The organism is Paraburkholderia sp. PAMB 6770, from assembly GCF_057748135.1.
Genome location: NZ_CM173238.1, coordinates 1,071,090 through 1,084,025 on the forward strand (window position 1 = coordinate 1,071,090; position 12,936 = coordinate 1,084,025).

The window sequence follows — 12,936 nt, forward strand, 5'->3', positions numbered from 1 at the left end:
GCGATACATCGTCCCCCGTCCTTCAAAGCGGTTCCATGTTCGCCCGCGTCTCCCAAGCGTGCTCCTTCGGCCTCCGGCAGGCCCTGCAGGCAGCAGCGACACGCCGCCGGCTCCGACGTGCAGGAAGACGCCTTGCCGGCGGACGGCAGCCGGGCGAGCAGGCGACTTCGCCTGGATTAAAAGGCCGGGTTGAAAAGACCAGGCGCAAGGCTGCTGACTCTCTGCCGCTTCATCACGTTCGATCGCCTGCGGTCCGGCAGGCAATGATGCGGGTTCGCCGGGGCATGACGGGCGACCGGCAGGGTCACGTGCGTGGGCAATGGCCGGAACGCGCTGCGGATTTCCTCTGGATGGGATGAGTTAAATCCGAAACTTAAAAACCTTCCCGTTTCCGGTTGCGTAATTTCCCGCGTGGCTGTCGTGTTTTCTTTGCGAAGATTTTTCTTTGATCTTGCAGGATGAATGGCGTCTTATATCACAGTGTGATAGACGGCCCCAGAAAAAATCACGCGTTATTCAGTGACTATTTGTCGCACATTGAATCTCTTTTCAATTCGTCAGTAGTCGCTCCTTCTGATTAAGACGAGTCCTACCCGTTTGGGGATGCGAATCAGCGTTTGTCCGATATCTCGCCGGTCTGACTTTTCTGATACTTGCGCGTACTTCGGATTCAAAGATCAACGGCGCAACGCCCCGATCGTACGTTTCGCATCAAAAACCCCCAGCACTTCTTTTGACCACGTCGCCCGAATAGCGCGATGGGAGATATTTATGAACAAGTCTTACCGCACTGTCTACAACGAGGCACTCAATGCGTGGGTGGCGATCAGCGAGATCGATTCCGCCAGGGGCAAATCGAGTCGTTCCGAATGCGCCGGAAGTCCGGTCAGGCGCGGCGTCGCTGCGGTCGTGCTGGGGCTGAGCCTGTGTGCGTCACTGGTCCAGCCGGTGCAGGCTGGCATGACGGCCGCCAACAATTATCTGAATTCCAGTGACGGTACGTCGAGCTTCACCTACTACAACACGATTTCTGCGGGATTCAACGGTGTGGCCCTGGCCGGCGCGATGGACTGCGGGATGCTGTCCCCGGCGAACGGGTCGAGCACGACGGCGATGATATACGGGACCGGCGCGAACTTTACGGGTGGCCTGTACGGCTTCGGTCCGCAGACCACGGCGCTAACGTGGAGTCAGATAGCCCAGACCGGGCCGGGGCAGACAGGCGGCATCAATACCTGGACTGGCGCGCAGACGCTGGGCAACGTGGCGGTCGGTTCGGGTCAGACGGCGACGCCGAATGGCGTGGCCAACACGCTTGCCACGGGCATGAACTCGTTCGCCACCGGCTGCGGCTCGCAGGCGACCGGCATGGGCTCGAACGCGATGGGCTGGGGCGCGGTTGCGTCCGGCATGGGCGCGACTGCGCTGGGCATCAATTCGACCGCATCGGGACAGGGCTCGTTTGCCTTCGGCACGTATGCGACGGCGAGCGCGACCGATTCGATCGCGATGGGTGCGCAGGCCACCGCGACGGCCACCAACGGGATTGCGCTGGGCGCGCAGTCCTCGGTCGCGACCACCGCGACGTCCGGCATCGCGCTCGGGCATTCGGCGTCGGTGCAAGGCGCCTATGGCATTGCGGAAGGCGACAGTTCGACGGCCGGCTCGACGGGGCAGAACGTCGCGATCGGTTCGGCGGCGACAACGGCGAACTCGAGCACCGGTGCGGGCGGCGCGGTCGCCATCGGCCGGGCGGAAACCGCAACCGGGGACGGGGCGGTCGCCATCGGCAGCACGACCGTGGCCAACGGCAATGGGGCGCTGGCATTCGGCATCGGTTCCACCGCTTCGGCGGGCGGCGCGATGGCGCTGGGCTCGGGCGCGACGGCCGCGACCACGGACGGCGTCGCCATCGGCACGGGGGCGAACGCACAGTACGCAGGGAGCGTGGCGATTGGTTCGGGCAGTGTGACGGGTACGGCCGCGCCGACCGGGACCGGTTACATGACGGGCCAGGCCGCGCCGGCTGCGGAAGTGTCGATCGGCAGCGCCAGCGCGTTGCGCCGCCTCACGAATCTCGCGGACGGCTCGGCGCCCACGGACGCCGTGACGGTCTCGCAACTGAGCACCAGCAATATCAGCCTGTCGACGGGTATTGCGACGCTTTCGACGTCGACCTCGACCGGGCTCGCGTCGCTGTCGACGGGCATCGACACGACCAACAGCAACGTCGCGAGCCTGTCGGTTTCCACATCGACGAGCGCGGCGTCGCTGTCGACGGGGATCGATACGCTGTCGACTTCGGCCTCGACGAGCGTGGCATCGCTGTCGACCGGCGTCGACACGCTTTCGACGTCGACCTCGACCGGGCTCGCGTCGCTGTCCACGGGCATCGACACGACCAACAGCAACGTGGCGAGCCTGTCGACCGCCTCGTCGACGAGCGAAGCGTCGCTGTCGACGGGCATCTCGAATCTCTCGACCTCGGCTTCGACCAGCGTTGCGTCGCTGTCGACCGGCGTCGACACGCTTTCCACGTCGACCTCGACCGGTTTCGCGTCGTTGTCCACGACCATCGACACGGCCAACAGCTCGGTGGCGAGCCTGTCGACCGCGTCCTCCACGAGTGAAGCGTCGCTGTCGACGGGCCTCTCGAATCTCTCGACCTCGGCTTCGACCAGCGTTGCGTCGCTGTCGACCGGCGTCGACACGCTTTCGACGTCGACCTCGACCGGTCTCGCGTCGCTGTCCACGGGCATCGACACGACCAACAGCAACGTGGCGAGCCTGTCGACCGCCTCGTCGACGAGCGAAGCGTCGCTGTCCACGGGCATCTCGGATCTCTCGACCTCGACCTCGACCAGCGTTGCATCGCTGTCGACGGGTATGGATTCGCTCTCGACCTCCGCGTCGACCAGCGAAGCGTCGCTGTCCACCGGCTTGTCGACGACCAACAGCTCGGTGACGAGCCTGTCGACGTCGGCCTCCACGAGCGAAGCGTCGCTGTCCACCGGCCTGACCTCGCTGTCGAGCTCGGCCTCGACAAGCGAGGCCTCGCTGTCGACGAGCATCGACTCGACGAACAGCGATCTGGCCAGCCTGTCGACGATGACGGTCGACGGCATGGATTCGCTGTCGACGAGCCTCTGGACAACCGACAGCAACCTCAACAGCCTGTCTGTCTCGACGTCCGACGGCATGAGCATGCTGTCGACGGGCATCGGTTCGCTGTCGACGGGCCTGTTCAACCTGTCGACCTCGGTCGTGACGCTGTCGACTTCCGTCTCGACCAGCGAAGCGTCGCTGTCGACGGGGCTGTCGACGACCAACAGCTCGGTGACGAGCCTGTCGACCTCGGCGTCGACGAGCGAAGCGTCGCTGTCGACCGGCCTGTCGACGACCAACAGCACGGTGGATAGCCTGTCGACGTCCGCCTCCACGAGCGAGGCGTCGCTGTCGACGGGGCTGTCGACCACCAACAGCAATGTGGCAAGTCTTTCGATGTCGACGTCGACCACCCTGGATTCGCTGTCCACCAGCATCGATTCGACCAATAGCAGCCTGAACACGCTGTCGGCGTCGACATCGACGAGCGTGGCGTCGCTCTCCACGGGCCTTTCATCGACCAACAGCACGGTGACGAGCCTGTCGACCTCGACCTCGACCGGCATCGCATCGCTGTCGACGGGCCTGTCGACGACCAACGCGACGCTCAACAGCCTGTCGACGGGGGTCGATAACACCGTCGCCACCGTCAACTCGCTGTCGACGGCCACCAATTCGCTGTCGACCGGGGTCCAGTCGCTGTCGACTTCCACGTCCACCGGCATCGCCTCGCTCTCGACGAGCGTGGGTTCGCTCTCCACCACGGTGTCGTCCGTGACGCCGCTGGCGAACATGCTGCAGGCAGCCAATGCGCAGGGCGCCGCCTTTGCGGGAACGCTGGAAGGGGGGATGAACAACAACGGCACGATCCAGACGATGGGCGCGAGCGGTCAGACGGTCAACAACGTGGCGCTAACAAACTGTACGAGCGCGTCCGGCGTCGATTCGACCGCCTCTGGCGCGTGTGCGCATGCTGATGGCACGGGCGCCACGGCCTACGGTTCGAATGCCCAGGCCACGGCGGCGAACACCACGGCAGTCGGCTTCCGCGCGACCGCGAGCAACGAGGGGTCGGTCGCGATCGGCTACAACGCGCAAGCGGTTGCCGATCCGACCGTGGCGGTGGGCTCGAACTCGCTGGCCGCCGGAAACAACTCGGTCGCATTGGGCGCGAATGCGCAGGCCACCGGCAACAACGCCGTCGCGTTGGGTGCGGGCTCGGTTGCGGACCAGGACAATACCGTCTCCGTGGGCTCCGCCGGCAACGAGCGGCGCATCACGAACGTCGCGCCGGGCGTCGCGCCGACCGATGCCGTCAACGTGAGCCAGATGAACAACGCGCTTGGCGGGATCAACAACCAGATCAACGCGGTGGCCCGCAACGCCTACTCGGGCGTGGCGGCGGCAACGGCGCTGTCGATGATTCCGGAGGTCGATCCGGGCAAGAATTTCTCCCTCGGTGTCGGGGCGGCGACCTACAACGGCTACCAGGCCGTGGCGATCGGTAGCACGGCGAACATCAAGATGAAGGCGGGCGTGGGCATCAGCAACGGGGGCACGGCCGTCGGCGTTGGCGCGTCGTACCAGTGGTGAGGTTAGCGTCTCGCAGTTGAGGGACGGAGTCGGGAAACAGGGCGTCCGGCAACGGATGTCCTGTTTTCGTTGGGAGTGGATGAGCGATGCGTATCGGCATTTCGGTACTGAGCCGGCCAGGGCAGAGCATCTGGCAAAACGGCCTCGGACAAAACGTGGTGTTTCTCGCGCAGCTGTTTCAGCGCCTGACGTTTGTCGAGTCCGTCGTGCTGATCGATGTGGGGAGCGAGGGTGCGCTGCCGCCCGAGGCCGACATCGTGTCCGGGGGGCTGCGCGTGGTGAGTCAGCGCGACGCGACCGATCTGGTCGACATCGTCTTCGAGGCTGCGGGGAATCTCGACATCAAATGGCTCGACCTCATGCGCAGCCGCGGCCGCAAGGTGGTGTACTACTGCTGCGGCCAGCCGTATGTGGGTCTGGTGGAGCCGGCGGTGTTCGAGCGTCCGGTGTTCGCGTCACGTCCCGACCGTTGCGATGAGATCTGGCTGTTCGCGAAGGATCGTTCGCTGATTCCGATGATGCGCACGCTTCATCGGTGCCCGGTGCATGAAGTGCCGTTCATCTGGCACCCGGCGTTTGTGGAGATGCGTGCGGCGCAGGCGGCCCGGCATGGTGTGCACTACGGCTACAAGCCGGACCGGACGGACGGAGGCGGTCTTCGCGTGGCGATTTTCGAGCCGAATATCTCGGTGGTGAAGTGCTGCAGCGTTCCCATGCTCGCGTGCGACGAGGCGTGGCGCGAGGACCCGGAGAGCGTGCGCGAAATGCATGTGCTCAATACGCTGCACATGAAGGATCACGCCACGATGCTCTACCTCGCGAATTCGCTCGACCTCGTACGCCATCATCGCGCCTGCTTTCATGGCCGGCACGACATCGTGGGTTTCCTCGGACAGCACGGCGACGCGGTGGTGGCGCATCAATGGCAAAACGAGCAGAACTACGCCTACCTCGACGCCCTCTACGGGAATTACCCGCTCGTCCACAACTCGCCGTGGCTCGGCGAGGCCGGCTACTACTATCCCGGCTTCGACGCGGCCGCCGCAGGGCAGCAACTGCTGCGCGCATTCCGCCAGCACGACGCGGAGCTTGTCGCCTATCGGCAACGCTCGCAAGCCATTTTCGACGCCGTGGATCCCTTTGCACGGCACAACCTCGATGCCTACGCCGTGCGTCTGCTCGCGCTCGCCGGCAGGACCGCAACGGCCGGGGAGGGACGGTGAGCACGGCACAGGCAAGTCCGCGCAATCTGAGCGTCGGCGTGTCGCTGCACGTGCGCAAAGGCGGCCAGTCGTTGTGGGAAAACGGCATTTTCCAGAACTGCCTCTTTCTCGTGATGCTGCTGCGCGCGGTGCCCTCGGTCGGCCAGGTCTATATCGTCATGGGCGGGGACGGGAGCGCGGAAGACGCGCGGCGTCTTGTGGCCGACGTGCCCGTGCCCGTCATCACGCAGCAGGATGCCATCGGCCGGCTGGACCTGATGATCGAAATGAGCGCGCAGCTGGAGCGCGACTGGATTGCCGCGTTCCGGCAGCGCGGAGGCAAGACCGTTTCGATGCGTGTAGGCAATGACTACGTCATCGACATCGAACGGATGATCTTCGACCGGCCCAATGCGCTGCTGATCAGCGGTGCGCCCTATCACGAGATCTGGACGCTGCCGCAGTACGCGCACATCTGCGCGCCCTATTACCGCAGCGCGATGCGTGTGCCGGTGCGCATCGTGCCGCACATCTGGAGCCCGCTGGTGCTCGAACGGGCGATCGACGGCGACGCGCAGGCGCGCGAGCAGTTCGGCTATCGGCCGGGCAGGCGCCGCTGGCGCGCGGGCATCTTCGAGCCGAACATCTGCATGGTGAAGACGAGCCCGATTCCGATGCTGTGCTGCGAAGCGGCGCACCGCCTGAACCCGGAGATGCTCGAACACGTCTGGGTCTACAGCGCGCTGCGGCAAAAGGAGCATGCGGGATTTTCGGGCTTTGCTTCGAGTCTCGACATCGTCAGGCATGGTCTTGCGACCTTCGAGGGACGCTTCCCGTTTCATCAGATGATGGGCCGTTGCGTGGATGCAGTGGTCGCGCACCAGTGGGAGAACGCGCAGAACTATCTGTATTACGAGGCGCTTCATGGCGGCTATCCGCTCATCCATAACTCGCATCTGATCGGCGCGTGCGGCTACCGCTATGACGCGTTCGACTGCGAGGAGGGCGGGCGTGCGCTGCTGCGCGCCTACGCGGAGCACGACGCGAATCTGGCCGGGTATCGCGAAACGGCGCAGGCATTCCTGCGTACCCTCGCGCCCGATCATGCCCCGAACGTCAAGGCCTACGGCGACGCGATCGAGGCGCTGTTCAATTCGGAGGCGTCCGCATGAGCGGCCTGAGAGTGGGGATCACCATCGGCCTGCATCAGCCCGACGAGACGCTGTGGAACAACGGTATCAAGCAGAACGCCGTGTTTCTGGCCGATGCGCTTCGCCATTGTCCCGGCGTGGCGAGCGTCGTGCTCGTCAACACGACCTCCGTACCGGTGACGTCGGCGCTGCCGTGGGACCGTTCGCGGTGGCCCACGCTGTCGTTCGACGGCGCAAAGGACCAGCTCGACATCCTGATCGAACTGGGTGGCCAGGTCGACCGCGCGCGCACCGATTACCTGAAGGCGCGCGGCGTGCGGCTGGTGTCCTACTGCTGCGGTTTCGAATACATCCACGCGGCCGAAGCCATGATGTTCGGCAAGAACCTTTGGGGCGGTCACCTGTTCGTCAACGAGCGTTACGACGACCTGTGGTTCATTCCCCAGGTGGCGGGCAACACGCAGAGCTACCTGGAGGTGATGCGACGCCAGAGCGGGCGGGTTGTTCCATTCGTCTGGAGCCCGGAATTTATCGAGGCGAGAGGCCGCGAATTTCCGGAGGGCGGCATCTATCGGCCGCGCCATGGGCCGCGCAGGCTCACGGTGATGGAGCCGAATATCAACATCGTGAAATTTTGCCTCTATCCGGTGCTGATAGCCGAGCTGGCCTATCGCGAGCGTCCCGACGATATCGAGCGCCTGCAGGTGACAAACGCGCTCTCGATGGCGCAAGGCAATCAGGATTTCATCGCGCTGATGAACCAGCTGGACATCGTGCGCGGACACAAGGCCGTGTTCACGGGGCGTCACGATACGCCGGCGTTCCTCGCGCAGCACACGGACATCGTGATCTCGCATCAGCTGGAAAACCCGCTGAACTACTTCTATCTCGAAGTGTGCTGGCAGGGCTATCCGCTCATCCACAATGCGACGCTGTGTACGGACCTCGGATACTACTACGAAGGCAACGACGCGCGCCGCGGCGCGGATCGGGTGGGAGAGGCGATCGACCATCACGATGCACAGGCGGATGCGTACCGCACGCGGCAGCGCAGCCTGATCAGGCGCTACGCACCGGATTCGAGCGAGGTGGTGCGCACCTATCAGGCGCTACTCGATCAGTTGATGAGCCGTGACGTGCGGAAGCTTGCGGGAATCCGGCCAGGGGCGTAAGTTGATGATAAGGAGCGTTAAGTAACCATGGATACGGACCTTGACACGGCACGCTATATCCGCGGCGTCGCGCTACTGGAAGCCGGCGAGTACGAGCAGGCCGAGGCCTGCTTTCGTCAGGTAAGCGAAGCAAGCCCGGATTTCGGGCAGGCACAGTATCACCTCGGCATTGTTGCATTGCGCACATCGCGACTCGATGACGCCCTGCGGAATTTCCACGCCGCAACGCGCGTCAATCCCGGTTTCGGTGCCGCCTGGAACAATCTTGGCGATGTGCAGATGCGCACCGGGCAGTGGGACGACGCTGAAACGAGCTTGCGTAGGGCGACCACGGAAACGCCGTCGCTGGCCGAGGCCTTCTACAACCTCGGTACGCTTCTGCTGCGGACGGGGCGTCTCACCGAGGCGCAATCGTGTCTGCATCGGGCGATCGTCTTGCGCCCGGACTTCCCGCAGGCGTACAACAACCTGTGCGAGGTGATGGTGCGTGCGCAGCGCCTCGACCAGGCCGAGTCGTGCGTTCGGCAAGCCATTGCACTCGCGCCGGATTTCGCCCCGGCGCACTACAACCTCGGCAACCTGATGGTCAGGGCGCAGCGCCTTGACGAGGCCGAACTCAGCTTGCGCGAGGCGGTGAGGATCGATCCGGACTTCGCTGACGCGAATCACAATCTCGGGCAACTGCTGCTCAATCAGAACCGCGGATCCGAGGCGGAGACGTTTCTGCGCAAGGAAACGGCGCTGCGCCCGGAGTCGGCCATGAGCTGGAATGCGTTGGGCACGGCGCTGATGGGCGCGCAACGCGTGCCCGATGCGCTGGCGTGCTTCGAGCGCGCATGCGCGCTCGATCGGGGCGCTGCCGAAGCCCGTTACAACCTGGGCGGCGCGCTGATGTCGCTGAACCGCCTGGATGAGGCTGTAACGGCTTTGTCGCACGCTTACACGCTGGCGCCCATGTCGCCCTCCGGCCGCCTCATGCTGGGTATGACGCTGCTGAAGCTCGGCCGCTATCGGGAAGGGTGGCCGCACTACGAATTTTTCTCGGCACGCAGGGCGGCGGGCGAGCCGCGTTCCGGGCTTGCCGGCGTGTTGCCGGAATGGCAAGGCGAGCCGCTGGCAGGGCGCTCGCTCATCGTGCTGTGCGATTACGGCTTTGGCGACGCAATCCAGTTCATACGCTTCATGCCGGTGCTCAAGGCATGGGGTCTCGCGCGTCTCACGGTCGTGTGTCAGCCCGAACTCAAGAGGCTGTTCGAGAGCGTTTCTGAGATCGACGCGGTGAAATCGACCGAGGATCACATCGACCTGCGGCAGGCGGAATGCTGGTGCTACCTGACGAGCGTGCCGCTGCGGCTCGATGTGACGCTGGAGAGCGTCACATCGCGGCACCCTTATCTGAAGGTGCCTGCCGCGTTGATCAAGCGTTGGGGGCGGCGCCTCGAGCGTGAACTTCCCGCGGGGCGTCCGCGGGTGGGGCTGGTGGGGGCGGGCAATCGCCGGCTGCACGATTGGCATGCGGCGCACATGGACGAGCGGCGCTCGCTGCCTCATGTAGGCCTGTTCGCACCCCTGCTCGACGTGCCGGATGTCTCGTTCGTGTCCCTGCACAAGGACGCCGAACGGCAGGCGCAGTGGCGTACGTTGCCCGCGGCCCGGCGGGGCCCGGACGTCATGGACGAGGTGGTCGACTTCGCCGACACCGGCGCGTTGATGCGCAATCTGGACCTGGTCGTGACGGTCGATACGTCTGTCGCGCACCTCGCGGGTGCGTTGAATGTGCCGTTCTGGCTCTTGCTGAATGACGACTGCGACTGGCGGTGGCTGCACGAGCGGACCGATTCGCCCTGGTATCCGGGCGTGGCGCGGCTGTTCCGGCAACGTGTGGCGGGCGCGTGGGACGACGTGATCGGCGACGCGACCGTCGCGCTGCGGCGCTGGGCGGTTTGCGGGCGCGTCCAGTGATTCGCTTCGAGGGGAATATGCGATGAAAGAGCAAACGGCGCGGCCGGAGCAAACACGCGAAGGACGAGACGCCGCGCTGGCGCAGGCCGTCGACGACTGCAACGTCAATGCGCTCGATGCGATGCGCCGCGGGCAGAGGGATGTCGCGCAGCGCCTGCTCGACGAAGCGCTGGCGCTTGACGCGCGCAATGCGCGGACGCTGTGCAACCGCGGCCTGCTGTTCGCCTCGCAGGGTGAGCCGCGCCGTGCGGAAGCAGCCTATCGCGCGGCTATCGACGCGCAACCCGATCTTGTCGAGGCTCATTTCAACCTGGCGGTGCTGCTGCATCGGGAAGCCCGCCTGCAGGATGCCGAGCACGCCTATCTTCTTGCACAACAGCTGCTTCCCGGGAACGCGGAGATCTACTTCAACCTGGCGACGCTCTATCGCGAGACCGGGCGCGGGTCCGACGCGCAAGCCGCGTACCGGCGCTCGATCAGCCTCAACCCGGGTGACGCGCGGGCCGCGCACGATCTGGGCGTGCTGCTGCACGATCTGGGCGACGCGGGCGCCGCCGAGGTCGAACTGAGGCAGGCCATCCGGCATGCACCCGGCTATGCCGATGCCTGGTATAACCTGGCAATCGTGCTGCGGGTGCTGGGCAGGATCGACGAGTCGCTGCAGGCGCAGCACGAAGCCATGCGCCTGCGGCCCGGCCGCGCGGAAGATCAGAACAATCTGGGCATTCTGTTGCAGCAGCAAGGACGCATCGCCGAAGCGGAAGCCGCGTTCCGGGAGGCGATCGCAATCGCGCCGGAACGCGGTGAAGCCCACGCCAACCTGGGTAATCTGCTGCGCGACACGGGGCGCATGGTTGAAGCGGAGGCCGCGTTGCGCGAGGGCGTGCGGCTCGCGCCCACGTTGCCAGGACCGCTCGATGGACTCGGCTTGCTGCTGCAGTTGACAGGACGCTTCGGCGAGGCGGAAGCGGCGTACCGCCAGGCGCTTGCATGGCAGCCGGGGCTTGCGCCGCTCGAGGCGCATCTGCAAGACCTGCTGCGCGAAATGCGCGGCGAGCCACCCGCGGCCGATCCGGCCTTTGATGACGCAGACAGAAAAGAGGGAAAGAAATGATCGATTTCCGTTCCATGCGCAATTTCGTCGTGTTGGGCGGCGGCACGGCCGGCTGGTTTGCCGCGCTCGAACTGCGGCGGCTCTTTGGGGCACAGGTCTCGGTTTCCGTGGTCGAATCGCCGCGTGTCAACGTGATCGGCGTGGGCGAGGGCGGGATCCTGAACCTGCTGCCTGCGCTCGCCCGTCATGGAATCGACGAGGCGGACTTTATCGAGGCGACGGGTGCGGTCATCAAGCTCGGCTTCGAATACGTGGGCTGGAACACGGGGCGCGACGACGACGTGTATTACCACCTGTTTCATACGACACCCAATGCGGCCGACGGTAGCCTGTTCGACGGCGTTCCGGTCAATTGGGCCATGCTGGCGGCGAATGGCGTAGGCGTCCAGTACGCGGAAAGCGGCTTGCCATTGATCCTCGGCAACACTGCGCAAAACGAAGTCGCGCGCACGCGGGCGACGCTGGGTCCGCGTCTTCCGACTTCGCTGCACTTCGACGCGCATCGGGTCGCCGCCTATCTGAAGAAGGTGGCGCTCGGCATGGGCGTGAAGCTCGTGAGCGCCAACGTCGAGGATCTGGAAACAGACGGTGCGACCGGGCATGTCACGGGCCTGAAGATCGAAGGCGGCGACAGGCCGCTCGCGGTCGATTTCCTGATCGATGCTTCCGGATTCGCGAGACTCTCGCTTGGACGCAAATACAAGGTGCCGATGCGCTCGTTCAGCCAGCACCTGTTCCACGACCGCGCCATTCCGTTCTATCTCCCGCATGCGCGCCCGAATCCGCACCTTGCCACGCGTTCTGTGGCGATGAACGCAGGGTGGATGTGGCAGATCCCGGTGCAGGAGCGCGTCGGCTGCGGGTATGTCTACTCCAGCGCCCATCTCGACGACGACGCGGCATTGCGGGAAATCGAGGCGCGGGTGGGCCGGAAAATCGAACCCCAGCGCACGATCCGGTTCGAGGCGGGTCATTTCGACGACGTCTGGATCGGCAACGTCATGGCGGTCGGTCTGGCGTCGGGGTTCATCGAACCGCTCGAAGCGACGTCGATCGGGCAGATGCTCGGACAGATCCTGGTGTTCGGCGATACGGTGGCCGCTAGCGCGTTTGCCGTGCCGCAGACAACCGTGACGTTGTTCAACGAACGCAACCGCATCGACTGGGCCGGCATTCGCGATTTCCTGTGCCTGCATTACGACGTGCGTCGGCGCGATACGCCGTTCTGGCGCGACGTGACCGCTCAGCGTTTCCCCGAAACGTACGCGACCCTCAAGGCTTGCTGGCAACAGCGCCTGCCGCGCAGCATCGATCTGCAACCCTATCGGCTCGGTAACTTCATGCACTTCGAGGCAACAAGCTGGATTGCGGTGGGGCAGGGAACCGGGGTCATTCCACCGCAAGCGGCCGCGGCGGATATCGCGCACTTGCCGCGCGACGTCGTGCAGAAAGCCCATCAGTTCCTGACGGGCGTGCGTAGCCGGTTCGCCCTCGCCGACGCGCGCTGACGACGCGCAAAGCGACTACCCGGTTCGCCGAAGCCGGCAAACCGGAGACGCGTGGACTCGAACGCCTGGGGGGCCTCGTCCGCACCCCGGCCGCAGTGCGGCATACCGATGCGGTACACGGATGCGGCA

The 12,936-nt window shown here is 65.0% G+C and carries 7 protein-coding genes; all 7 read left to right on the forward strand.

Annotated features, from left to right (window positions below; translation table 11 throughout):
- The first annotated feature begins 771 nt into the window (after positions 1-771).
- The 7 genes from AC3AP7_RS05035 to AC3AP7_RS05065 all read left to right on the forward strand — a co-directional run bounded on the left by AC3AP7_RS05035 (position 772) and on the right by AC3AP7_RS05065 (position 12,807).
- Positions 772-4,698, forward strand: a complete 3,927-nt coding sequence (locus AC3AP7_RS05035; protein ID WP_475764754.1) for a YadA-like family protein — start codon at positions 772-774, stop codon at positions 4,696-4,698.
- 86 nt (positions 4,699-4,784) lie between these two features.
- Positions 4,785-5,921 (forward strand): DUF2827 domain-containing protein, encoded by a 1,137-nt coding sequence (locus tag AC3AP7_RS05040; RefSeq protein WP_475764753.1) that lies wholly within the window; start codon positions 4,785-4,787, stop codon positions 5,919-5,921.
- Entirely contained in the window at positions 5,918-7,072 is a 1,155-nt protein-coding gene (locus AC3AP7_RS05045) for a DUF2827 domain-containing protein (protein ID WP_475764752.1), read from the forward strand. The genes AC3AP7_RS05040 and AC3AP7_RS05045 overlap by 4 nt, the downstream gene beginning before the upstream one ends.
- Positions 7,069-8,223: a DUF2827 domain-containing protein gene (locus AC3AP7_RS05050; protein ID WP_475764751.1), complete on the forward strand. Its 1,155-nt coding sequence runs from the start codon at positions 7,069-7,071 to the stop codon at positions 8,221-8,223. The genes AC3AP7_RS05045 and AC3AP7_RS05050 overlap by 4 nt, the downstream gene beginning before the upstream one ends.
- 27 nt (positions 8,224-8,250) lie before the next feature.
- Positions 8,251-10,185 (forward strand): tetratricopeptide repeat protein, encoded by a 1,935-nt coding sequence (locus AC3AP7_RS05055; protein ID WP_475764750.1) that lies wholly within the window; start codon positions 8,251-8,253, stop codon positions 10,183-10,185.
- A 22-nt stretch (positions 10,186-10,207) separates the two neighbouring features.
- Positions 10,208-11,299, forward strand: coding sequence for a tetratricopeptide repeat protein (locus AC3AP7_RS05060; RefSeq protein WP_475764749.1), 1,092 nt, complete (start codon positions 10,208-10,210; stop codon positions 11,297-11,299).
- Positions 11,296-12,807 carry a tryptophan halogenase family protein gene (locus AC3AP7_RS05065; protein ID WP_475764748.1) on the forward strand — a complete coding sequence of 504 codons (1,512 nt, stop codon included), beginning with the start codon at positions 11,296-11,298 and terminating at the stop codon, positions 12,805-12,807. The genes AC3AP7_RS05060 and AC3AP7_RS05065 overlap by 4 nt, the downstream gene beginning before the upstream one ends.
- The last annotated feature ends 129 nt before the right edge of the window (positions 12,808-12,936 follow it).

What these genes read in the sequence shown, in the direction of transcription:
- AC3AP7_RS05065 (WP_475764748.1), top strand. Translation starts at nt 11,296, where the DNA reads ATGATCGATTTCCGTTCCATGCGCAATTTCGTCGTGTTGGGCGGCGGC.
- AC3AP7_RS05055 (WP_475764750.1), top strand. Translation starts at nt 8,251, where the DNA reads ATGGATACGGACCTTGACACGGCACGCTATATCCGCGGCGTCGCGCTA.
- AC3AP7_RS05050 (WP_475764751.1), top strand. Translation starts at nt 7,069, where the DNA reads ATGAGCGGCCTGAGAGTGGGGATCACCATCGGCCTGCATCAGCCCGAC.
- AC3AP7_RS05035 (WP_475764754.1), top strand. Translation starts at nt 772, where the DNA reads ATGAACAAGTCTTACCGCACTGTCTACAACGAGGCACTCAATGCGTGG.
- AC3AP7_RS05060 (WP_475764749.1), top strand. Translation starts at nt 10,208, where the DNA reads ATGAAAGAGCAAACGGCGCGGCCGGAGCAAACACGCGAAGGACGAGAC.
- AC3AP7_RS05040 (WP_475764753.1), top strand. Translation starts at nt 4,785, where the DNA reads ATGCGTATCGGCATTTCGGTACTGAGCCGGCCAGGGCAGAGCATCTGG.